This window comes from uncultured Nostoc sp. (assembly GCF_964247315.1).
In the GTDB taxonomy this organism is placed as follows: domain Bacteria; phylum Cyanobacteriota; class Cyanobacteriia; order Cyanobacteriales; family Nostocaceae; genus Nostoc.
Genome location: NZ_CAXTTT010000052.1, coordinates 13066 through 35823 on the forward strand (window position 1 = coordinate 13066; position 22758 = coordinate 35823).

Here is a 22758-nt window from a genome sequence, read left to right on the forward strand (position 1 = left end):
GAAACACATGAACACACGATTAGTTGATTCACTGCTGCAAATCATCACTTCCCTCACTCTGGAAGAACGTCTTTTACTGCAAGAACGCCTCAACAGTTTGGCAATTCAATTAACTCCAGGTGTTTGTGGTGGACAACCACGCATTCGCAACACCCGTATTCCTGTGTGGACACTAGTAGCTTTCCGTCAGCAAGGAGCAGACGATGTAGAATTGCTGCGTAATTATCCCACCCTCACCAAAGATGATTTAACAGCGGCATGGGCATACTATGCACAGCACGAGGAAGAATTAAATTGTGTGCTGGCTGCTATCAATGAAGACGATAATGCTTAAGCTTTACTCCAATGAGAATTTTCCAATGGATATGGTGCTAGAATTCCGCCAGCGTGGTTATGATATCCTCACCTCCCAAGAAGCCGGACAAGCTAATCAAGGAATCCCAGATGAAGATGTTCTCACCTTTGCAACCCAAAACCAGCGAGTCGTTATAACCCTCAATCGTGAGGACTTTATCGCCCTACACCGTAGCGGTATTTCTCACCAAGGCATAATCATTTGTAAAACTGATAGAGACTACACAGGACAAACACACGCTCTCTACGCCCATCTGCAACAAATAGAAGACTTGAAAAATCGCCTCATTCGAGTTAAGAAGCAGAATCAGCCTAAATCTAGCCAGCAAGTTTTCGTCATTCAGGAATATTAACTAGATAATTAACAGAGCAGGCTTTTCGGCCTACCCCACAAGACTTAACTCCTAGTTTCGATATCGTATAACTGGCATAAGGTGAGGAGTTTTTGTTTGAGGCGATCGCGCAGATTCTCTGGTAATATCACTACACAATCTGGCGCATACTGCATAACTTCGCGGCTAAACCAAAATGTACTAGATACTCGCCTGACAACTCGCCGGACTCGCGCTTTATCTGGTAGCCACTCATTAATATTGTCTTCTGATTTAGCTTGATAGGCAAAAGCCAAGCCAGCAAATAAATGCATTTCCACTTCTATCTGGGCCAAATTAGATCGCCACTCACCAGAAATTGGCATGACAGCAGCTTCAGTAATCCTGTCTAATCGTAAACTCCAGTTGTGAAGTAGTTCTGGTATATCAAGGTTTCCTTCTGTCTCCTCACACCAGCAATCAAGATATAGCCGCTTTTCGTGAGGTGTAATTTTGGCATGGCGAACAGTAAAATTAAACACACGCTCTGCTGCATCTTGATAGGAAAGCTGAAACGGCTGTTCGCGCAATATATAGCAGTCTATTTCTAAGCGCCAAGGTGGGGGCAAATTCTCTATAAAACGTTCAATTTCGCCTCGCAGAGGTAATGATAATTCGCTGCGTTCCAGAAGTAAGTTTGCAATGATTTGGGCTTGTTCAATTTGCCCGATGTCTGTCAAAGCATTGATACATCTATGTAATGCTCTGATGCGTGGTTCTTTCCAATCGTTATTGTTACCGATCAGTAACTTACGTTGAGCGATCGCTTTAATTAACTTAGAGATATTAGGTTCTTCTCCCCACATCATACCGAATTCACGAGCGATCGCTTCTAGCTCGGCTTTATCACGTTCTGATATCGACAGTGTAATAGATTGACCTTTTCGACTCATATTTTATACGGACACTTTTATCCTGATAAATCTTGGCAACTTCTATTTTGCATGGCATTATAGTGAATAACAACGAGTTACGGACAGTTTTTAAGTAAAGTGAAAAACTCGCACCATTGGTACGAGAAATAGCCTGGAGATGTTTTATACCCATCTAAAAAACTGCAACCAATGGTTGCAGAAATTTGTGGGTGGTATTTAGCACATATATAAAAACTGTCACCAATGGTGGTAGAAATTGCTTGGATTCATAAATTTGTCATTATTTCAACATAGCAATTCAGATAAACTAAGCATTTGCAAGGAATTTTTAAGGTTATGTCTGAAAATTACAGCATAAATCTCAAACCTGTTTATTCTCAAACCGTTATTACACCTGACGGAGTGAAATTACCTAAAGGTTGGTCGCTTTATTGGCATCAAGCAGAAACTTATCAAGCATTACAAGATCCAAATATTGATATTGTCTTTAATAGAGCCATGACAGGCGATGGTAAAAGCTTGGCTGCTTATTTGTCAGCAATGACAAATCGCACGTACACTTTAGCCATGTATCCGACAAACGAACTTGCAAGAGATCAAGAAAAACAGGTGCAAGGATACAAAGATATATTTCAACCGAAGTACGAACCGCAAATCAAACGATTAACTGCGGCTATTTTGGAGAAATCTATAGCAACTAGTCAGATGTCTTCCAAACGAGATGGGATAGAAGACTTTTCTACTAACTATGAAATTCTGCTGACGAACCCTGACATTTTCCATTATATCCATAATTTTTACTACTTAAGAGGAAAAATAGATAACCCTGACAGGTTATTTAGACGTATAGATGAAAATTATAAATTATTTATCTATGATGAATTTCATATTTTTTCATCTCCACAAATAGCTAGTGTCATCAATACGATACTTTTAATGAAGCACACTGGCAATGCTAATAAAAAATTTCTTTTTCTTTCTGCTACACCTAATGAACTATTAAAGAATTTTTTAGAAAAAGCTCAACTTAGATATCAAGAAATTGATCCGGTTGATGTTGGAGCTTATAAATTTTATTCAGATAACTCAAACGATGGCTGGCGGCAAATTAATCAGCCTATTAACTTGTGCTTTCCTCAAGATATAGAGCCTAATTTTAGTTCTAGCTATAAATGGATAGAAGAAAATGCTGAAACAGTAATTTTAAAGTTTTTTCAAGATAATCCAAATAGCAAAGGGGCAATCATTCTTAATTCAATTGCAGCAGTTAAGAAGCTATTACCTAAATTAAGAGCTATCTTTGAACCACGATGGAAAGTTAGAGAAAATACTGGTTTAACAGGAGAAACCGAAAAATCTCAGTCGGTTGCTGAAGCAGATTTACTTTTAGGTACATCTACAATTGATGTTGGTGTAGACTTTCGGATTAATTTTCTAATTTTTGAAGCTGCTGATGCCGGAAATTTTATTCAACGCTTTGGTAGGCTTGGTAGACATGAAGGTTTTGAAACTTATCAAGCTTACGCTTTAATACCTAACTTTATTGTTGCAAGGTTATTCAAGGATGAAACTCATCCTTTACATCCTTTACAAGATGGTGAAAATTATAACCGGATTGAGTTTAACAATGCTATTCGTTCATCCTGGATATTTAAAAACGACTTTGAATGTTATCCAAGGCGTTGGGGTGGAATCCAGTCATATTATATATATAAAATACTGAGCAGTAACAATCACATGAAAGACAAGTACCCAGATATTGATAAGAAATTTGGTACTAGCATTCAAAGAGCTTTAGGAATCAAACTTGAACACATGAAAGCTCAATATTATCGGTGTAAGGGTGAAAAAAAAGACAAAATTATTGATGAGGCTAGGAGTTTTCGGGGAAGTAGCCAGTTAGATTGTGCAATTTATGACTTAACTAATCCAGATGAGCCAGAAGCTGAAAGATTTAAAATGTACAATCTTCCTGGCATTCTCAATAACTTTATTTTCGAGTTATGGGATAAAAATAGCTTTATAGAAAAAGCTGAGAAAGCAGGAGTAATTACTACTCGCTTTGATAAAGCTTTGTGTTATTTAAAGTTCAAAGGCTATCGGGATGTGCGGGAAGATTGGCACTTCTATTATCCAGGAAATCTGAGAGAATTAGCTAAATCTGGTAAGGTGCAAGTTATACCAGATAAACAACACGAACTACAAGGTTTAGAGATTTACCAACGACACGGTTACGGTATCAACCAAATTAGTGATGCTGTGAGTAGACGTAAACTAGTGTGCTTTATTTCAGACCGCGATCGCAACTTTTTACGCGCCACCCTCGGACTACCCATGCACTTTCAAGCTTACCCCCTCACTAACGAGCCAGAGGATAGAAGTCCTCGCTATACCATTACTTTTGGACAAGATGCGCTGTTATTGGAAACCTTAACTTGGCATTGGAAGCCAAAAGACGATGAAGGATGGATATGTTGAAGTTGCCATAAACGTTTACAGTCGCCAATATAAGCTAAAGGAGATGAAAGATGAATTGGCTTACAAGCTTGAGGAGAAAGAATTTTGCTCGAAATCAGAAAGCAACAGTGTTTCAATCCCTAAGAGGTATTATTTTAGGCATTTATACCTATGCAGTACTGCACTGCGTTTCTTTCTCCTTATATATAGATTACACGATGTTGTTTCCGTCGGGGCAAATCACATAGCAATAGTAACGCTTTAATCAATAAGCTACAGTAACATTGCCTTTTCATAAACAAGATGCCATGATGATGAGAAGAAATCTTATCAGGTGTCTTTATGCACATTTATCTCAACGATGATGATATCTCTCAGATGCCAGAAAGCTTACGCCACCAGCTTTTAGGCTGGCTTAAGGCTAAAAGATCACGGTTTTATACTGGTATAACCAAGAGAGGAATAGCGGTTAGAGTCAAACTGAAGCGCAAAGAGGTCAAGAGAAGAGGTCATCACTATCTCAATAGTCATAAAGTCTCTGCAAATGGTTGGAAGTGTGAACGATGGAACTTAAGCGGATGGAGTGTTACACGACTCAGGTAAATGACCAATAAGTTTGTTTAGATTTGTTACGCAAAATCTGGAGAAAAACTAATGGCTATAGATGATTTACTTTCTAGAATTTCTATTGACCCAAATATTTGTTTCGGTAAACCGTGCATTCGCGGACATCGTATTTGGGTTTCTCTAATTTTAGACTATTTAGCTGGTGGTACAACAATTGAAGAAGTTCTTGAAGCTTATCCAAGTATAGAAAGAGAAGATGTACTGGCTTGTATCGCCTACGGTGCAGAGATGGCGCGGGATGTTTTTGTAGAACTTCCTTTGAACAAATAAAAAGAAGCAAGTGCATGAAATTAAAGCTAGATGAAAATATCGACTTGCGCGTTGTAACTTTATTGCAATTAGCAGGACACGATGTTGCAACAGTACCAGGACAAGGCTTAAGTTCTACACCAGATCCAGAAGTTATTGATGTTTGTCGCCGCGAGGGTAGATGTTTAGTCACTTGCGACAGAGGATTTGGAAATCGTCTGAAATATAATCCCTCTAACTATGCAGGAATTGTAATTATTCGTCTACCCTCTCGCTACACATTTGCTGATTGGCATGAAGCTATTGAAACATTCATCACTGGGTTAGATACAGCAGATGTTACAGGTAAATTGTGGATTATCCAACAAGGGAAAATACTAGAATCTCAAGCTATTGAACGCGAGGAAACAAATTAATGAACGAATTTGATGATGATTTACCGGAAGAAGTGCCAGATTTTGATCCTACAGAAGATGAGGATGATGAATCACCTGTCAAACGCGAATTTCTCACGATTCGGTTATTCAAAGAGGCTGTAAAAAAGGCAAAAGGAAATGAAGGCGATCGCATTTTAGAAAAGTTTGCAGATTATGTCTTACCTAATTTAATTCAACAGCTAGCAGGAGCAACCGCTAAAGGTGGTAAATTCTTTGAAGTTACGATAGAAATCATTAATGCTAAAAGAGTAGCAGCAGGTAAAAAACCAGTAGATAGACGCAATGCAGGCGACCAATCTATACTTGCTCACTTACTTAACGGTCTATTTCCTAGCTATCGCATTTTCAAAAGATTACAAGCAGAAGAAATAGGTACAAACCCAGTTAAACGTAGTTGTGAAGACTTGCAAACTTCTGTATTTATTGTTTCTTACCTGTTGCATGACTATGAAAAATTCCCTGACTATCCAGATTGGTTAGAACAAAATTTTATCAATCACAACTGGGAAGAAGATCCACCAAAAAAAGAATATGCTCCTAACCTTGGGCGTGAATACATTGCCAAAAAGATTTTAGATTTTGGTTTATATCACTTACTTGGTGAAAAATGGGAAGAACTTATTGATGACATCATTGAGATTAGCAGTAATGCAGGCGTTAAAAATGATTCTGATTTCGGTTTAACTACTCGTGGACTAAAACCTTTAGATGATGAAAGACTAGATAGTAGAATTAGACAAGTTTTAATTGACTTAATTAGATTATCTGATTTATTTGCTTCAGTGGTCAAACATCCGCGAGATGTAGAATCTGGAGGCTTACAGACATTACTTACAAGATTAAGTAATCATCAGCTAAAACTTACTTACCACTCCCTTTCAGAGAATCGCGGTATTCTCACAAATATTTTCAATAACGCTTTAATAGTAGCACATCCTGAAGAGTTTTATACACCATTACTATATTTACCTGATGGTGTTGTCTATTTAGCTACCGTTGATGCTCCTTTGATTACAACTGATAAGATTTCTGAACAAGTTATTGCTAAAATTAAGCACCTGTGTTCAGAGAAGCTAAAAGAAAGACAAACAGGTTTTAATCGTGATGGTAAAGGTTTTAAGTTTGCGGATTATTACTGGTTATTTTTTGATGTAGTTGAATTAATGGAAGTTAGCATTAATGCTGCTTCTCGACTACTTCCAGACTCAAAAACCGCTTCTGCTGGTAAGCGAGGCGAAAGTTTACAGAGTTACCAAGCACAAGGCGAATTAGCAGCACATTTAAATTTGCAATTTGCTAATGAAGTTCGTATTGATAGATTAGCAGAGTTTGGTGATACTCTATGTCGAGGAATTTGGGGTAGTTGGTGCGAAAAAGTTAATGATTGGCAGAAACAACAGCCAAAAAATCAGAGGATAACTATTCCCGATTTAGATTTGACACAAAAGCTAGCTGAATATTTAGAATTATCAGCCGAGATTCCAGCTATCAGACAAATTCAATCTTTGAAAAAAACAGGTGGTGTACCTCTTGATTGGTATTATCTAGCATCACAATACTTTCGCAATCATTCAGGATTAGACTTTGCTCAAATCCTGGAAGTAATGAAAGGGATGGTAAATCATGCTGCTATTTTTATTAGACCAATTTTAGCAGAGTTTCAGGATGTGCCTGATGGCTGGGATGATTTAAAAACTTATGTCAACCGAGTTATTTCATTACCAACAGGTGCAGTTATAAAACCAGAGACAGACTCATTTTTAGTTGAACTAAAACGCTATAATGCCGCAAAAACTACAGGTAGAGGAAGAGAAAATGTTTGTGCAATTTCTAGTTCTTCGTATACTGTGACTGAACAAATGGAATCAGCGACTTTATTCGCGCCTCAAGTCTACAGTAATCGTCAGATTTTATTTAATGCTCAAGCTGCTAAACGGCAAATTTGCTCAATTTGGTCAATTGAAATCATGTTGAGACAAATTTTGATGAACCAAACAAATGCTGTAGGAGCAGACTTTGAAGGACGTAAATATCGCTATCTCTATCTTTATCCAACTTACTTCTTTACCCCAGAAACCAATAAATTTTTGCAACTAGCTTACAATCAATTTTCTCGAACCCGGTTTGATGCTGAAATGCGTAAGCATTTTATTACTGAAAATCAAGTTGCAAAATTTCAAATGGAAACCTATCAAAAAGTTGATTCTCTCCTGATTAAAGAAAATCTAAAACCAGAGGATGATCGCACATTCAAAATTAGCTTTTCAGACAAAGAAACACTAACATTTTTCTTTTTAGGTTTACCTCCTGGAAGAGAAGCTACAGACACAGAATCTTGGATAACACCAGCTTGGTTAGCATTGGCGTTACCGCTTGTTCTCGATGTGAAAGTTGTTGCATCAGAATCACCTGTGCCACCCTTTATCAGTGGTGCTGATTTTGAACAAACAGTTTTAATCGATGGAGAACATCAAGCAATTCGTTCTTTGATTAAAAAAGATAACTATCGTTTAGATAGTATTCTACCTCGTAGTTCAGAAAAGCGGAAATTTTCCCCGCTCAATGCTCTGACTGCGGCTTACTCTATCCACTTGGAAGTCAACCGTAAAAAGGATGGCGATCCAGATTGGGGAAAATTAGCAGATTTGGCACGGGATTTAGAAACCAGTCCTCTTTATGTCTTTCATTACCTGAATAAATGGCTACGGAAGCAGGACAAAATTGATTCTGTACCTATTGCTAAAGTTCGCCTATACTTGGATTTTTATCACTATTTTGAACCAGAAGGAAAAACTGTGAATCAATTACGTAAGTTAACAGAACTTTACCGTCGCTTTTATCGTTCTAAAAGTCAATATGCTAAAGCTAATGCAATTCTAAAACCAATTGATGAGGCTGCTGATGTAATTTTGAAAATCGATAAATCTATAGCTAATGACACTGATTCTTTAACAGATGTGGTAGCTGCACGTTTGTCAAAGCTGATGAATAATGTACGTCGCAAAGCTGCTGAAGGAAAACCAACATTAACTTTAGTTGATGGGAAGTGGAAACCTGCTTTAACTTCGCAAGAAGAACGTCAAGCAGTTTATGAGTTTTCTAAGTATTTTGTGAAAGACATTTTTGAGGAAAGTTTTAAAGGCGATCGCGCACGTTTAGCAGGTACTCAACTTAATTTAATTAGAGATACCTGTGAATACCTTTATCGCCTAGCAGATGATGAGGAACGTAAGGCACGTCCGCAAGATGAACCTGATGATATTCCTGAATTACAACTTGAAGCATCAGTCTAATTTATTCTTTTTTTCCAACTAGCTAAATTGGAGCAATCAAACCATGAAATTACTGAAAACGCTTGATTCTAAATTTTTCCACGATGTAATCCCTGCTAAACCAATGGGCAAATATGCTCATTTCATTACTATTCGTGTTACAGAATCCTATCCTTTATTCCAGACAGATGGTGAACTCAATAAAGCAAGAGTACGTGCTGGGATTGAAAACAAAGAACCTATTAGTCGCTTGGCAATGTTTAAGCGCAAGCAGTCTACACCAGAACGTTTAACAGGTAGAGAATTACTACGTAACTACAAAATTGGTGATGCTGAAAAATGTGATTATAATTTTGATTTTAGTAAAACCACTCCTGATTGTATTCTCTATGGTTTTGCTATTGGTGATTCTGGTTCTGAGAAATCTAAAGTAGTTGTAGACACAGCTTATTCCATCACACCATTTGATGATTCTCACCTCAACTTTACCCTTAATGCACCTTGGGAAAATGGAACGATGAGCCGTAAAGGGGAAGTAACCAGCCGTATTAATAGTCAAGACCATATCTTACCTCAAGTCTTTTTCCCTAGCATTGTCACACTAAAAGATCCCACTGAAGCTGGATTTCTCTACGTTTTCAATAATATTCTCAGGACACGCCATTACGGAGCGCAAACTACCCGCACTGGTAGAGTGCGTAATGAGTTAGTTGGAGTCATTTTCGCTGATGGTGAGATTGTTAGTAATCTTCTCTGGACTCAAAAGATTTATGACGTAATGAGCAATGCAACTCCAAAGCAAATTAATCCTCCTGATCCGCTCAATGAAGACGAGGTTTTAGAGGCTGCTACACAAGCAATTACTGCTCTAATGTCTCAAGAGTGTATTTCTCATAATGATTTTGTTGGTGCATCCTTTACACAACTTTTGAGTGAAGTGAAGTCTATCACCAGTGATGAAACTCGATTGCAAGAAATGTTGAGTCAAGCAAATGCTGAATCATCTATTTATGCTCAAACATGGGTTCTTAAATCAGGTAAGAAAGACCCTAAAAAAGATACCAAGAATAATAATAAAGCTGCTGCTGTAGTGGAGTAAGCAAGATGGTGTTAATTTATCGCTGTCAAATAGAACTTCATGACAGTCTCTATTACGCAACTCGTGAAATTGGTCGATTGTATGAAACAGAGCCAATAATTCACAATTATGCCCTCTGTTATGCGCTAGGTTTAGTTGATAGCCAAATCTACGCTACCACCGTTGTTGAAGAACATTCCTATCGCTACTTTTGTCCAGAACAAGTGCCAAAATATGAGGAGCATCTAACGCCACTCAATCAACAGGAAATTTACGTAACTCCGGCGCGATCGCTCAATCATTCTTCTATCCTCAACACCTGGAAGTATGCTAACAACAACTACCACGTTGAAATGGAAAAAACACAGAAAAATATCCCTAGTTTTGGCAGAGCAAAGGAAATAGCAGCAGAAAGCAAATTTGAGTTTTTTGTCATATCTCAAAAAGAACTCAAACTACCAAAGTGGATTCGTTTGGGTAAATGGATGAGCAAAGCTGAAGTTACGGTTGAACAATTACCAAAACCTAAAATTACTGAAGGTATATTCACTTGTACACATCTATTAAATCCTTTAGATGTCATGTTCACCAATCAAGTGATTAGCTATGATGTTGTGAATATGCCTCCAGTTAGCTTAATTCAGAATGTCCAAATGCGAGGTCAATACTATCAATTTGATAGCATTCAAAACTTAAAAATTCCAGTTCGGCTGGAATATCGTTTTCAGAGTTAATTACTTCCCAAAACCTTTATCACGGGTTTTATTCTTTCGAGGCTCTATAGTCATTAACTCGGCTTTAAAACCTCTGGAATCTTGCAACATTAACTTACGTATTCGCTGGCGTTGGTAAGCCTGCACTTCAGCAGTTAGAGGATGATTAGGATCAATCTTTAGGTGAGTAATAGAAGAGACATATTTTTCTTTACTTTCGGGATTATTTGGCTCTTTTAGTCCGCACATAATCCCGCCTTCATCTCCTGAATAGCCAACGAAATCAATCTCAAACTCTCTGTCTGGATCGGCGTTTTCTCCTTTTTGCTTTAATGTCTTCATAAACTCCTTACCTGCTCGTGCTTTAATGGGTAAGTTCTCTTTAAGTTTTTCAGTTAGTGCCTTTGCTGCATTGTAATCATCAATTCTCATTGGTCTTTCTCGCTATCTAGTTTTTCTCACTTAAAAGAATACTACTATCATCACTCGACAGTGTTTAAAATTTTAGATACCACATTTAGCGAACGCTCCCCACCCGTGAAACACTATCAACAACAATCCAACGCCTTCCCCAGCGATTACCTAAACAACTTGTGGGGAGAAATCCAAGCTTGTCCTTATTTTGCGATCAACAACCTTAACCGCGATTTTGTCGCCACTAAAGGATTTTCCGTAGTATTTCAGCGTTCTGGATTAGCAAAAGTAGAACAGCAGTTTCCCTACTTCAAGCTTTACCTAGATTTGGCTCTCCAGCCGAATTGTAATGCTTTTTATCTCAATCCTTTACAACTCAAAGAAGGCTCCCGCGTTGATCCGCATATCGATCGCTCCTTACGTTCCTACTCCAAAACCATTGAACCGCCTGCGGTTGTCAGCGTCCTCTATGTGCGAGTACCTCCCGATATGGAAGGGGGAGAACTGGTATTGCGATCGCACAAACGCCAACTTGGACAAATTAAGCCCCAATTCAATACTTTAGTTTATTTTCAAGGTGATTTAACCCATTCGGTTAACGCTGTCAAAACCCCAGGAAATCGCTTAAGTTTAGTTTGTGAACAGTATAGTTTGAGTGAAGCTGAACTCCAGGAAATTCCTGAGTTTACTGTAGAGTCAAGAAGCACTCAGTCTACAACCAAAAAGAGAAAGTATGCCTCATAGTTTAGTGTTGAATTTGCTACCTCAATCGCCCATTCCACCACAGTATCTTACAGGTAGACATCTCCACGCCCTATTTTTAACCCTCGTTAGTTCTGTAGATAGCACATTGGGCGATCGCTTGCATGATTCCACTGCTGACAAAGCTTTCACTCTTTCACCTTTACAAATTAGTAATACAAACTCCCCCGTATTGAAGGGAGGTAGGGGGGGATCTAAATTGCAATATTCACACCAACAACCCATCCCCGCCGGGACTCCTTGTTGGTGGCGCATCTCTTTATTAGATGACACTTTATTTGGCAAACTTACTCAACTCTGGCTAAATCTTAATCCCAATCGCCCTTGGCATCTTGGCCCGGCTGACTTGTATATTACCAGCATTCAAGGCACACCCCAATCTATTCAACCTTGGGCAAATGCCACTACTTACGCTCAATTATACGAAGAAGCTAGCGAGCGCAATTCTTCCATTAACCTTAGCTTCTCCACACCTACCGCCTTCCGTCAAGGACAGTATGATACTACCCTTCCTACCAGAGAATCTGTGTTTAATTCCCTACTTTCGCGGTGGAACAAATACAGTAGTATAGAATTTTCTTATATTGCGATCGAGTCAATCTTTCCTTCTTTTGTCAATATTCATACAGAAATCTTAGCCGACTCTCGCAGCAAATTTATTGGCATCCTTGGAGAAGTTAATTACAAGATTTTGGGAGAAATTGAACCCATACAAATTAAGCAACTTAACGCTTTAGCTGATTTTGCTTTGTATGCAGGAATTGGTCGCAAAACAACTATGGGAATGGGAATGACACGGCGGTTATATTCTCCATAATTTCAATAATCATTTAAAAACCACCTCAGTTATGAATCAAACCGAATATATTTCAATTGCGGCATTGAATCAATATGCCTATTGTCCGCATCGTTGTTGGCGAATGTTTTGTGCAGGGGAGTTTACCGATAATCAATACACAATTGAAGGTACAAGTTTGCACGATCGCGTCCACACGACAGGCGATTTACAACGAGGAGAAACTTGGCAAATTCGAGCAATTTGGCTAAAGTCTGAGCAATACAAACTCATCGGCAAATCTGACTTAATTGAAGCAGAATCTGGTCAAATTTATCCAGTTGAATACAAACGAGGACGCAAAGGCGAATGGGATAACGATGAGTTGCAAGTTTGTGCCCAAGCCTTATGTTTAGAAGAGATGACAGGACAACCTGTTAACACTGGATATATCTATTATGCCCACTCCCATCAACGGCAATTAGTAGAGATTAATGCAGAGTTACGGCAAAGTGCGATCGCTACTATTCAATCTGTTACAAATCTCCTAGAAACAGGAGCAATGCCAAAACCAGTTTACAGCAAACGCTGCCAAGGATGCAGTCTTTATTCGCAATGTTTGCCCAAAGCAACTGATAAAGTCAAAAGTTATCAAGAAGTAAATTAAATTATACCTCAATACAGTTTAGATAAGCCCAAAAACATGATGTAGAGACGCGATTTATCACGATGATGTAGAGACGCGATTTATCACGTCTTAAAAGATAAATTATCTACTCAAGCACAAATTATTACTAGGAATAATCAAAAATGGGAACACTTTACGTAACACAAGCCGATGCTTTTATCGGCAAAGTTGACGAACGTCTCACAGTTAAAGCTGAACAAAAAACAATCTTGGATATTCCTTTAATTAAACTAGAAGGAATTGTAGTACTAGGACGAGCTACTATTTCTCCCGCTGTTGTCAGTGAACTTTTAGAACGTCACATTTGTTTAACATTTCTTACACAAAACGGACGATATTTAGGACGTTTAGAACCAGAAACTACTAAAAATATCTTTGTTCGTAAAGCCCAATGGCAAGCTATAGGAGAATCAGAACCAGCAATACATTTAGTTAAAGGATTTGTACGGGGTAAATTGAAAAATTACCGCCATAGTTTACTTCGCACTCAGCGAGAACATCCCGATACTGACCTGAATAATAATATCACTCGATTGGAAAACGCGATCGCACCAATCGAAAACACAAACAATATTGATTCTCTCAGAGGCTTAGAAGGTGCTGGTAGTGCAGCCTATTTTGGTTGCTTTCAACAGCTAATTAAAACTCCAGAATTTCAATTTGAAGCCAGACGCCGCCGCCCACCAACCGATCCAGTTAATGCCCTACTGAGTTTTGGGTATTCATTACTACGTCATGATGTGCAAAGTGCTTTAAATATTGTTGGCTTCGATCCTTATCTAGGATACTTACACGTCGAGCGTTATGGTAGACCTTCCCTAGCCTTGGACTTGATGGAAGAATTTCGTCCTTTAATAGTAGATGCTGTAGTGTTGTCGCTGATTAACAAGCGATCGCTAACCCTAACTGACTTTACCACCGAACCGCTCAGTGGTGCTGTGTCTTTAACCAAAGAAGGACTGCATACATTTCTTCGCGCCTACCAACAAAAGAAATTATCGAGTTTCAAGCATCCAGTCATGGGAAACAAATGCACCTATCAAGAATCCTTTGAAATTCAAGCGAGATTATTAAGTAAATACCTGATGAACGAAATCGATAAATATCCTCCTTTAATTCTCAAATAACTCTCCCACTTCTATGTATATTGTTGTCAGCTACGACATTCCAGAAGATAAACGTCGGACTAAAATCCATTCAGTTCTCAAATCCTACGGACAATGGATGCAACTGAGTGTCTTTGAGTGCGATATCACTCCCACTCAGTATGCTAAACTGCGATCGCGTTTGGCTAAATTGATTAAACCCGACACTGACAGCGTTCGTTTTTATTTTCTCTGTGGCTGTTGTCAGCGAAAAGTCGAACGCATTGGCGGAGAACAGCCACGAGACGAAACAATTTTCTTTGCTGAGTCTCCTTCTAGCTAGGTTTCTGCATCTCAAATGCGCAAAAAGGTAGGTGTACAAATTCCACAGCCAGAAAAAAGTGCTTCTATCCCAACTCCAGTAAGGCTTTAAAGCCATTAGTTGCCTAATCCTTATCCGCGCAATCTCTGAAATGCTTATCAAAATACGATTTCAGCCTTGAAATTTTCCTGGCGCTCTTTTCAAACAAATTTTCTAATGCTATGATTGCTTTTGAATCGCGCAACCGCACCTTGAAAACTAAATACAGCTTGACTTTCAGGCTCCCGCCATTGCAATTCATCAAAATCCCTATTAGGGATTGAAACGTGTATCACATCGTACACACCACTTGACTGATTCATTGCAATTCATCAAAATCCCTATTAGGGATTGAAACAGGCATTCTTAGCTCCTTACTTCATTTTGAAAGATTGCAATTCATCAAAATCCCTATTAGGGATTGAAACTTTTAGGGTAAACTGGTAGGCAGCCAGGTAATCACATTGCAATTCATCAAAATCCCTATTAGGGATTGAAACGTATTGCCTGTGCTTGCCTTGAAAACGTGAGTATTGCAATTCATCAAAATCCCTATTAGGGATTGAAACGTACCGCTTTAGGGATCGAGAATATATCTCTCACATTGCAATTCATCAAAATCCCTATTAGGGATTGAAACCCAGCTCGGTACAAAGCGCTTCAGGGCGAAAGATTGCAATTCATCAAAATCCCTATTAGGGATTGAAACTACTTACTGGAACAGCAGCCGGCAGGCAAAGATGTATTGCAATTCATCAAAATCCCTATTAGGGATTGAAACCGAGAATGAGTCCGATGCCCCAAGAACTAATGGGGATTGCAATTCATCAAAATCCCTATTAGGGATTGAAACGGATTGGTGGCATCACATCAAAATGTAGCGGGGTTCTAATTGCAATTCATCAAAATCCCTATTAGGGATTGAAACGTTTCGCGTACCCAGGAATATGTTAATTAGCGAAGATTGCAATTCATCAAAATCCCTATTAGGGATTGAAACCGAGCAAATAAACGCCATTGCGTATATTACGCGACAATTGCAATTCATCAAAATCCCTATTAGGGATTGAAACGCAGCTCTAGCTCCTCAAATTGGTAAATATTAGGATTGCAATTCATCAAAATCCCTATTAGGGATTGAAACCAACTTTGAATTTAGTTTCAAATGGCTCTATCTCTTCAAATTGCAATTCATCAAAATCCCTATTAGGGATTGAAACAAAAAACTAAGTACATCTTTACCCCCCGGTTGCTGTTATTGCAATTCATCAAAATCCCTATTAGGGATTGAAACTAGCTCCCAAAATAAATCCAAATCCGGAGCAAACATTGCAATTCATCAAAATCCCTATTAGGGATTGAAACTATTTGAAGTAGCTCGTGCTTTAGATGCTGCTGAAATATTGCAATTCATCAAAATCCCTATTAGGGATTGAAACGCCATTAATGTAACAGACCAGCAAACTATTGACATTGCAATTCATCAAAATCCCTATTAGGGATTGAAACTTTCACTAGACATTGCCTGAAAAAATGCGATCGCAATTGCAATTCATCAAAATCCCTATTAGGGATTGAAACAGAGTAGGAATTTGAAATCCTGAACTATTATCACTAATTGCAATTCATCAAAATCCCTATTAGGGATTGAAACTTACTATGTGATAGAGGCAGGGGACAACTTCTAGATTGCAATTCATCAAAATCCCTATTAGGGATTGAAACGCCCGATGTGGCAATCATACCATATATCTATATTATTGCAATTCATCAAAATCCCTATTAGGGATTGAAACAACTCAACCTGCTATGTATGGCGGAGATTTGGTGAATTGCAATTCATCAAAATCCCTATTAGGGATTGAAACCAGGAAGTATTTATGAAGTGCGGGCAGATGGAAATATTGCAATTCATCAAAATCCCTATTAGGGATTGAAACCAAAATCAATCGTCGTACTACTGATAACATATTTATTGCAATTCATCAAAATCCCTATTAGGGATTGAAACTACTATTGGCAACAGGAGTGCCAGGACTAACCTTCATTGCAATTCATCAAAATCCCTATTAGGGATTGAAACAAGAAACCGCTTGACCATATAATCCCATTTTTGGCAAATTGCAATTCATCAAAATCCCTATTAGGGATTGAAACAAATAAAAATAAAAAGGCCGTGGGACTACGACCACGATTGCAATTCATCAAAATCCCTATTAGGGATTGAAACACAGACCAGCAAACTATTGACGACATTACTAGCGGTAATTGCAATTCATCAAAATCCCTATTAGGGATTGAAACTTAGAACACTTCTCTTTTATACGAAATCTATATAAATTGCAATTCATCAAAATCCCTACTTATAGGTGTTCGTTATTTACTGAACACCTGAAGAATTTAATTAAGCTTCAGCAATATCTTTGTTAAGCCATCGCCTAACCGCTCAATAGATTCTTGCTGTTTCGGATTTTTTAACGTGCCATCAGCATTAAAGGCTTCATAAGCTTTGGGTACTGCAACTTGATCGGGAAGTACCAAAACTTTGATGTTTCCCAAAATAGATCGCAGGTGAACCAATCCCCGCAAACCACCAAGAGCGCCTGGGGAAGCGCTCATAATAGTAGCAACCTTACCTACAAAAGCAGTCAAAGCCAAAGGTGCTTCATTTGGATATGGACGAGATGCCCAGTCAATGGCGTTCTTCAAAACTGCTGTGAGTGAACTGTTATATTCCGGCGAAGCAATCAGCAATCCTTGATGAGAAATCATCAAGTCCTTAAACGTGCGGGCGTTGGCAGGTAGTCCTTCTTGAGCTTCCAAATCTTCATCATACAGAGGTAAAGGCAAATCGCGGAGGTCTAGATAAGTCACTTCTGCGCCTGCTGCCTTAGCGCCATCTGCCGCGATTTTTACCAATTTTTTGTTATAAGAATCAATCCGGGTGCTGCCGGCAAAGGCGAGGATTTTGGGTGTAGATGCCATAATTCTAGGTTGAATGAGAAGAATTAACCTGTTCAGCTGCATTATCCTGTTTTCAGGCGATCGCTATTTGCTACCTTTAGATTTTCTTTACAAACTTTCTCTTAGATTATGGCGAATTGGTCAGACTCTTATCTCGGCAAGTTACGACAAATTGTAGGCGATCGCCTACTTCTGTTATTTAGCGTATACGTGATTATCGAGGATAACTTGGGGCGCGTTCTGTTGCAAAAACGAAGTGATTTTAAACTTTGGGGGCTACCTGGTGGCTATCCAGAAGTAGGTGAATCTGCCGAAGAATGTTCAGCAAGAGAGGTTTTTGAAGAAACTGGTTTAACGGTTAAGCGTTTTGCAGCTGTGGGGTTTTCTTCCAACCCAGCCATTGAAACTGTAACTTATCCTAACGGCGATCGCGTCCAAACCTTCAATTTGATTTTGCGATCTGTTGAATGGGAAGGCAGTCTTGCTTGCTTAGATGGAGAATCGTTAGCACTGGAATTTTTCGATTTGGCAGACTTACCTGCGTTAACGTCAAACGATCGCCCTGTTTTGGAAAAGTTTCAAGAATACAAAAAAAGCGGCGAATTTCAATTGTTTTAAAGCATTTTTTCCAAGAACTGTTTGGCGCGATCGCACTGAGGATTTTGAAAAAACTCGCTAGGAGTAGTATCTTCTGCTAAAATCCCCTGGTCGAGGAACATAATCCGATTGGCAACAACTCTTGCAAAACCCATTTCATGGGTAACGATCGCCATTGTCATTCCAGATAATGCTAAAGCTTTCATCACTTCCAGCACATCCTTAACCATTTCTGGATCTAAGGCAGAAGTGGGTTCATCAAACAAAATCATCTCAGGTTCCATTGCTAATGCACGGGCGATCGCTACTCGCTGTTTCTGTCCCCCGGATAGTTTGGATGGGTACACATCAGCTTTTGGTTCTAAACCTACCTTAGCAAGCAATTCTAAACCATGTTCTTCTGCTTTTTGTTTGTTTATTCCTTTCACCTTGATGGGTGCGTAGGTGACATTTTGCAGTACATTCATGTGGGGAAACAAATTAAAATGTTGAAATACCATCACCAAATGCTGACGTACTTTAGCGATGTTTGCTTTGGGTTTGGTAATTTCTTGCTCGTGAAAGTAGATTCTGCCTCTGGTGGGTTGTTCTAGCAAGTTTATGCATCGTAAAAAGGTAGACTTACCTGAACCAGAAGGGCCTAGTATAGCAACCACTTCCCCTTGATAAAACTCGGTGGAAATATCTTTGAGTACGTCGAGTTTACCAAAGGATTTAGATAAGAATTCCGTGCGAATTACTACATTACTCACTTTCCCGTAACCTCCTTTCTAAAGCGGATGCACCCAAGGTCATACCCATTACCAAAACATAGTAGATTAACCCTGCAAATAGCAGTGGTTCAAAATAAATATATTTGTTTGCACCAACGATTTGGGCGCTGCGTAATATTTCCACCACCCCAATGGTTGACACCAACGCAGAATCTTTGAGCAATCCGATAGTTTCATTCACCAATGCGGGGAGAATATTCTTCAATGCTTGGGGCAAAATCACATCCCACATCATCAACCAATAGGGAACACCCATAGACATCGCCGCTTCACTTTGCCCTTTATCCACCGCCTGAATTCCACCCCTGATCGTTTCCGACATATAAGCACCAGAATTTAGGGTAAAAGTTAGTACCCCAGCCTCCAATGCGGAAATGTCATAGCCTGTAAGCTGGGGTGTTGCGTAGTAAACCAACGCCAACTGTAATAACAAAGGTGTGCCTCGAAAAACAGAGGTGTAGGCATTAGCAACCCAGGTAAGCGGCTTGATGCCGAGAATTTTTAATAGAGACAAGATTGTTCCCCAGATTAACCCCAAGGTTACAGATAATAGCGTGAACAACAAAGTTAAAGGGATTCCCCGCAGAATAAAGGGAATGTCAGGAAGAATTCTAGTGAAGTCGAGATTCAATCCGCCTTTGGCAGAAGTTGAGGATGCAGGATTGGCGGTGATATTCTGTGAAAACCACTTGGCGACAAGTTTATTCAATGTGCCATTGTCCTTCATTTGTTGAAGGACTTTGTTAAACGGTTCGACAAAAGAAGAACCTTTAGGAAAAGCGATCGCCGATCCACTTGCTTCCTCTGAAGGAATAATATTAAATTCTAAATCTGGGTTAGCTTGGGCGAATCCCTTAGCGACGGTATCTTCAACAATTGCTGCATCAATTCGCCCAGATTTGATTTCCTGAACTACTTCCGGCACTTTGTTGAGTTGCTTTAGCTGAATACCCGCGACTTTTTTAGCAATTTTCTGGGCATTTTGTTCCTGTATCGTTCCTAGTTGTACCCCAACCTTTTTTCCTGATAAATCTTGGGGCTGCTTCAAGTTGCTACCTTTAGGAGCGACAATCGTATCTTTAGCTTCGTAATAAATAATTGAAAAATCAATATTTTTTTGACGTTCTGGAGTTGGAGTCATCCCAGCCATGACAAAATCAGCGCGATTTGCTTGGAGTGCAGGAATTAATCCATTAAAATCGGATTCCATTATTTGAAGTTTAAACCCTAGCTTTTGAGCAAGGGTTTTGGCAATATCTATATCAAAGCCAACGATTTGGCGATCGCCTCCTTTCGTATCATAAAACTCATAAGGAGGATAATCTGGGGAAGTAATCATCGTCAGCGTGTCTTTCCCTAAAGGTGAAGCAGCTTTTAGAGAATTACTATGTCCTGTGATGATGCTGATTCCTATTACTACTACAACCAGTATTGTTAATATCCATACTTTCTTTTTCTTCATAGACTTGATAAATATATAAACTCCATTCTGCACCTTAAACTGTCACATCAATCGAGCAGATAATATCTGTGATATCATGCCCGCTGAATTGCCCAAAAGAAAAGAACCTCACCCCACTTATAACTAAAGCTACAGGCTTGCTTCCCTCCCCTAATAGGCTACAGTGTACACACAAGTCTTCTAAAGCTGCCCCACATCTTGCTTTGCAATGCCAATGCATCGACCTGCAATGCCAATGCACCCTACGTTACCTAGCAACTCTAAGAGGATATCTGAAAAGTTTTTAATAGGTGATTTTAATCACGCAAGTTGTTTGAGCATTAAACGAATCATCGCAATGTAAACAAAAGTTTCTGTCGTTGCGGGTAAGATTTCATAATCCTTACTCAATCGCCGACACCAGTTAAACCTACCCATTAGTTCGCTCAACCAACCAACGTTTAGGAAGTACAACAAAACCTTTCTGTTTCTCATGGCGGGTAACAACACTTCATTTTCCATCGGTAGACATCCATTACCCAATGCTGAAAATCCTTACCGCGATAGCCACCATCAACCCAATAAGCGACGAAAGCGATGCCTACGCAGGCTACGCCTACACCTACCGCATCCAACTTTTTAAGTTGTGAGTATACAGATTAGGACTTATGCAAAAATCGCCCAAAAGCTTAATTTCTCGAACCGCCAAGACGCCAATGCGTAGCGTCTCGTTAGAGAAGAACGCCAACTCTTGGAGAGGCTCCGCCAACGCGCAGCGTCTCCAAGAGTTGAATTCGTAGAGTGTGCGTAAGTCCTACAGATATAATCCGTTGCATCTTGGGTTTAAAACTTCTCTACTTGTAGATCAATCTTCCTTCGATCTGGCTATTAAGATTTTGATGATGGCTAAAATATTCTTCAAGGACATTCTGGCAAGATGTTGAAACTACCTTAGCGTTGTCTAACATTGTCAATTCTTCAATTGTGATACCTAGACTATGTAGCGAATTTTTGTAATGATATTCCTCTACACAGATAGTGTATTGAGCATCGGCTTGTACGGGTTGTCCATTAATACTCAAAGATTCAAGCTGATTTTGGGAATTACTATAAGTTGCTTGAATACCTTTGCTGACCTGAAAACAACAACTTTCACCAGGTATTCTATTTTCTAGTTTCATAATATGTGCGAATATCTGAGTAAGCTGTACACCTGTAACATTAAGTTTATAAAGTACATCGTCGTAAGGAAAAACTTCTTTAATATCGCTGAGTGTAACTAACGGCCCTAATTTTGTTCTGCGGATTGAACCACTTCCGATCAAAGTTACATCAAACATATCTAGTTGATCAACAATATCAACGATTAAATTACCCAATTCCGTTTCTTGTTCACGCTTCGGATGGGTCAGTTTACGTGCTAATCGTCCAATAAGTCGATTATATTTGCGATCGACTTCTTCTTGAAAAATCGTAATCAACTTTTCAATTTCTGGATCTGGTTTAGCCAAATTATTATCTACAGCCAAAAGTTGCCACTGCCATTCAACGATGCTATTAGTCTCGTCATCCACTACAATATCAAAGCGTCCAATTTGGTCTGTGCCAATTCCAGCTTGTGCGATTAGAATATTGTTAACTTGGGCAGGTTGTTCTAAAAATGTATGAGAGTGACCGCCAAGAATCATATCTACACCCCATTCTGGGTCTAGCAAGGCTGCTAGTTTTCTATCCTCTTCAAAACCAATGTGAGTGAGCAGAATTGTTAGGTCAATGTCCTCGTTTTTATAGGCGTTGCAAATTTTGCCAACTTCGGAAGCAGCATTTTCAAGACTTACAAATGTGCCAATACTGTTGTCACGTTTTAATGACTTGAGAACTTCTTCCGTTATAATCCCAATGAACATAATATCGAATCCATCGACATTGAGGATTAGATAGGGAGTCATCAAGCGTTTGTTATACTTTTTGATATATAAATTAGCATTCACAATTGGGAAATTTGCCATCTTTTCTAAGAACAGTAAGTGAGGCAATCCATAATCCAATTCGTGATTCCCCAGAGTCACTACATCTGGAGCGAGATAATTCATAATCTCTATGGTTGAAAGACCTTTATATTCCTTATCAATCAGAGAACCTTGGAGCATATCACCAGAAATCACAAAAAGCACGTTTTTCTCTTGTTGGCGCACCTTATTGATATAGCCAGAAAGCAACGATACTCCACCAATCAAATGACCTTCTTCACCCCCAGCCTCTGCTAAAAAGTCTCCATGCATATCATTGGAATGCAAAATTGTGAACTTTTTAAACCGCTCTGTGGTCATCATCATCTCTTCCCTTTGTGAAATTAATAAATTAATCTTCTGTTGATTTAAAAGTAGCAAGCGTACCGCAAATTTAAACTTTTAGATATTGCTGTAGAAAGATAGAGTTATTTCATGAGTAAATAACTTTCAAAT

21 protein-coding genes and 1 CRISPR repeat array are annotated in these 22758 nt (G+C 39.0%); of the genes, 14 read left to right on the forward strand and 7 right to left on the reverse strand.

Going from position 1 to position 22758, the window contains the following annotated elements:
* Positions 1–7 precede the first annotated feature (7 nt).
* Positions 8–334, forward strand: a complete 327-nt coding sequence (locus ACFE93_RS16835) for a DUF433 domain-containing protein (RefSeq protein ID WP_375474354.1) — start codon at positions 8–10, stop codon at positions 332–334.
* Positions 327–707, forward strand: coding sequence for a DUF5615 family PIN-like protein (locus ACFE93_RS16840; RefSeq protein WP_375474355.1), 381 nt, complete (start codon positions 327–329; stop codon positions 705–707). Before ACFE93_RS16835 ends, ACFE93_RS16840 begins: the two co-directional genes overlap by 8 nt.
* Positions 708–751: 44 nt before the next feature.
* Here ACFE93_RS16840 and ACFE93_RS16845 read toward each other — a convergent pair whose 3' ends face one another.
* Positions 752–1618: a WYL domain-containing protein gene (locus ACFE93_RS16845; protein WP_375474357.1), complete on the reverse strand. Its 867-nt coding sequence runs from the start codon at positions 1616–1618 to the stop codon at positions 752–754.
* 318 nt (positions 1619–1936) lie between these two features.
* Between ACFE93_RS16845 and cas3 the strand changes: the two genes are divergently transcribed.
* The 6 genes from cas3 to cas5d all read left to right on the forward strand — a co-directional run bounded on the left by cas3 (position 1937) and on the right by cas5d (position 10454).
* Positions 1937–4078 carry a type I-D CRISPR-associated helicase Cas3' gene (cas3, locus tag ACFE93_RS16850; protein ID WP_375474359.1) on the forward strand — a complete coding sequence of 714 codons (2142 nt, stop codon included), beginning with the start codon at positions 1937–1939 and terminating at the stop codon, positions 4076–4078.
* A 633-nt stretch (positions 4079–4711) separates the two neighbouring features.
* Positions 4712–4954, forward strand: a complete 243-nt coding sequence (locus ACFE93_RS16855) for a DUF433 domain-containing protein (protein ID WP_375474361.1) — start codon at positions 4712–4714, stop codon at positions 4952–4954.
* A 14-nt stretch (positions 4955–4968) separates the two neighbouring features.
* Positions 4969–5349, forward strand: a complete 381-nt coding sequence (locus ACFE93_RS16860) for a DUF5615 family PIN-like protein (protein WP_375474363.1) — start codon at positions 4969–4971, stop codon at positions 5347–5349.
* Positions 5349–8663, forward strand: coding sequence for a type I-D CRISPR-associated protein Cas10d/Csc3 (cas10d, locus tag ACFE93_RS16865; RefSeq protein ID WP_375474365.1), 3315 nt, complete (start codon positions 5349–5351; stop codon positions 8661–8663). The genes ACFE93_RS16860 and cas10d overlap by 1 nt, the downstream gene beginning before the upstream one ends.
* A gap of 43 nt (positions 8664–8706) precedes the next feature.
* On the forward strand, positions 8707–9741 hold the full coding sequence (gene cas7d / locus ACFE93_RS16870; protein WP_375474367.1) for a type I-D CRISPR-associated protein Cas7/Csc2: 1035 nt from the start codon (positions 8707–8709) through the stop codon (positions 9739–9741).
* A gap of 5 nt (positions 9742–9746) precedes the next feature.
* On the forward strand, positions 9747–10454 hold the full coding sequence (cas5d, locus tag ACFE93_RS16875) for a type I-D CRISPR-associated protein Cas5/Csc1 (protein ID WP_375474369.1): 708 nt from the start codon (positions 9747–9749) through the stop codon (positions 10452–10454).
* Here cas5d and ACFE93_RS16880 read toward each other — a convergent pair whose 3' ends face one another.
* Positions 10455–10865 carry a hypothetical protein gene (locus ACFE93_RS16880; protein WP_375474371.1) on the reverse strand — a complete coding sequence of 137 codons (411 nt, stop codon included), beginning with the start codon at positions 10863–10865 and terminating at the stop codon, positions 10455–10457.
* 105 nt (positions 10866–10970) lie between these two features.
* Here ACFE93_RS16880 and ACFE93_RS16885 point away from each other — a divergent pair, with 105 nt between their 5' ends.
* From ACFE93_RS16885 to cas2, 5 genes are all read left to right on the forward strand, one after another.
* Entirely contained in the window at positions 10971–11591 is a 621-nt protein-coding gene (locus ACFE93_RS16885) for a 2OG-Fe(II) oxygenase (RefSeq protein WP_375474417.1), read from the forward strand.
* Positions 11581–12426 carry a CRISPR-associated endoribonuclease Cas6 gene (gene cas6 / locus ACFE93_RS16890; RefSeq protein WP_375474373.1) on the forward strand — a complete coding sequence of 282 codons (846 nt, stop codon included), beginning with the start codon at positions 11581–11583 and terminating at the stop codon, positions 12424–12426. Before ACFE93_RS16885 ends, cas6 begins: the two co-directional genes overlap by 11 nt.
* A gap of 31 nt (positions 12427–12457) precedes the next feature.
* On the forward strand, positions 12458–13051 hold the full coding sequence (gene cas4 / locus ACFE93_RS16895; RefSeq protein ID WP_375474375.1) for a CRISPR-associated protein Cas4: 594 nt from the start codon (positions 12458–12460) through the stop codon (positions 13049–13051).
* A 143-nt stretch (positions 13052–13194) separates the two neighbouring features.
* Positions 13195–14199, forward strand: coding sequence for a type I-D CRISPR-associated endonuclease Cas1d (cas1d, locus tag ACFE93_RS16900; RefSeq protein ID WP_375474377.1), 1005 nt, complete (start codon positions 13195–13197; stop codon positions 14197–14199).
* Positions 14200–14212: 13 nt separating this feature from the next.
* Positions 14213–14500, forward strand: a complete 288-nt coding sequence (cas2, locus tag ACFE93_RS16905; protein ID WP_334847621.1) for a CRISPR-associated endonuclease Cas2 — start codon at positions 14213–14215, stop codon at positions 14498–14500.
* Between the two features lie 268 nt (positions 14501–14768).
* A CRISPR array of direct repeats spans positions 14769–16894; the repeat unit is 37 nt; unit sequence ATTGCAATTCATCAAAATCCCTATTAGGGATTGAAAC.
* A gap of 24 nt (positions 16895–16918) precedes the next feature.
* Here cas2 and ACFE93_RS16910 read toward each other — a convergent pair.
* Positions 16919–17503: an NADPH-dependent FMN reductase gene (locus ACFE93_RS16910; protein WP_375474379.1), complete on the reverse strand. Its 585-nt coding sequence runs from the start codon at positions 17501–17503 to the stop codon at positions 16919–16921.
* 108 nt (positions 17504–17611) lie between these two features.
* Between ACFE93_RS16910 and ACFE93_RS16915 the strand changes: the two genes are divergently transcribed.
* Complete coding sequence (locus tag ACFE93_RS16915) at positions 17612–18100, forward strand: NUDIX domain-containing protein (protein WP_375474381.1); 489 nt, start codon at positions 17612–17614, stop codon at positions 18098–18100.
* Here the strand turns inward: ACFE93_RS16915 and ACFE93_RS16920 are convergent.
* From ACFE93_RS16920 to ACFE93_RS16935, 4 genes are all read right to left on the reverse strand, one after another.
* Positions 18097–18831, reverse strand: coding sequence for an amino acid ABC transporter ATP-binding protein (locus ACFE93_RS16920; RefSeq protein WP_375474383.1), 735 nt, complete (start codon positions 18829–18831; stop codon positions 18097–18099). The genes ACFE93_RS16915 and ACFE93_RS16920 overlap by 4 nt on opposite strands.
* Entirely contained in the window at positions 18824–20314 is a 1491-nt protein-coding gene (locus tag ACFE93_RS16925; RefSeq protein WP_375474385.1) for an ABC transporter permease subunit, read from the reverse strand. Before ACFE93_RS16925 ends, ACFE93_RS16920 begins: the two co-directional genes overlap by 8 nt.
* Positions 20315–20614: 300 nt before the next feature.
* The gene (locus ACFE93_RS16930; RefSeq protein ID WP_375474387.1) at positions 20615–20836 is read right to left on the reverse strand and encodes a hypothetical protein; all 222 of its coding nucleotides are present in this window, start codon (positions 20834–20836) and stop codon (positions 20615–20617) included.
* A gap of 311 nt (positions 20837–21147) precedes the next feature.
* Complete coding sequence (locus ACFE93_RS16935; RefSeq protein ID WP_375474389.1) at positions 21148–22629, reverse strand: bifunctional metallophosphatase/5'-nucleotidase; 1482 nt, start codon at positions 22627–22629, stop codon at positions 21148–21150.
* Between the last annotated feature and the right edge of the window lie 129 nt (positions 22630–22758).

Excerpts from the sequence above, each read along its gene's own strand:
- cas4 (WP_375474375.1), top strand. The coding sequence starts at position 12,458 with ATGAATCAAACCGAATATATTTCAATTGCGGCATTGAATCAATATGCC.
- cas1d (WP_375474377.1), top strand. The coding sequence starts at position 13,195 with ATGGGAACACTTTACGTAACACAAGCCGATGCTTTTATCGGCAAAGTT.
- ACFE93_RS16845 (WP_375474357.1), bottom strand. The coding sequence starts at position 1,618 with ATGAGTCGAAAAGGTCAATCTATTACACTGTCGATATCAGAACGTGAT.
- ACFE93_RS16855 (WP_375474361.1), top strand. The coding sequence starts at position 4,712 with ATGGCTATAGATGATTTACTTTCTAGAATTTCTATTGACCCAAATATT.
- cas10d (WP_375474365.1), top strand. The coding sequence starts at position 5,349 with ATGAACGAATTTGATGATGATTTACCGGAAGAAGTGCCAGATTTTGAT.
- cas6 (WP_375474373.1), top strand. The coding sequence starts at position 11,581 with ATGCCTCATAGTTTAGTGTTGAATTTGCTACCTCAATCGCCCATTCCA.
- cas7d (WP_375474367.1), top strand. The coding sequence starts at position 8,707 with ATGAAATTACTGAAAACGCTTGATTCTAAATTTTTCCACGATGTAATC.
- ACFE93_RS16835 (WP_375474354.1), top strand. The coding sequence starts at position 8 with ATGAACACACGATTAGTTGATTCACTGCTGCAAATCATCACTTCCCTC.
- ACFE93_RS16935 (WP_375474389.1), bottom strand. The coding sequence starts at position 22,629 with ATGATGATGACCACAGAGCGGTTTAAAAAGTTCACAATTTTGCATTCC.
- ACFE93_RS16860 (WP_375474363.1), top strand. The coding sequence starts at position 4,969 with ATGAAATTAAAGCTAGATGAAAATATCGACTTGCGCGTTGTAACTTTA.
- ACFE93_RS16910 (WP_375474379.1), bottom strand. The coding sequence starts at position 17,503 with ATGGCATCTACACCCAAAATCCTCGCCTTTGCCGGCAGCACCCGGATT.
- cas2 (WP_334847621.1), top strand. The coding sequence starts at position 14,213 with ATGTATATTGTTGTCAGCTACGACATTCCAGAAGATAAACGTCGGACT.
- ACFE93_RS16880 (WP_375474371.1), bottom strand. The coding sequence starts at position 10,865 with ATGAGAATTGATGATTACAATGCAGCAAAGGCACTAACTGAAAAACTT.
- ACFE93_RS16840 (WP_375474355.1), top strand. The coding sequence starts at position 327 with ATGCTTAAGCTTTACTCCAATGAGAATTTTCCAATGGATATGGTGCTA.
- cas3 (WP_375474359.1), top strand. The coding sequence starts at position 1,937 with ATGTCTGAAAATTACAGCATAAATCTCAAACCTGTTTATTCTCAAACC.
- cas5d (WP_375474369.1), top strand. The coding sequence starts at position 9,747 with ATGGTGTTAATTTATCGCTGTCAAATAGAACTTCATGACAGTCTCTAT.
- ACFE93_RS16915 (WP_375474381.1), top strand. The coding sequence starts at position 17,612 with ATGGCGAATTGGTCAGACTCTTATCTCGGCAAGTTACGACAAATTGTA.
- ACFE93_RS16925 (WP_375474385.1), bottom strand. The coding sequence starts at position 20,314 with ATGAAGAAAAAGAAAGTATGGATATTAACAATACTGGTTGTAGTAGTA.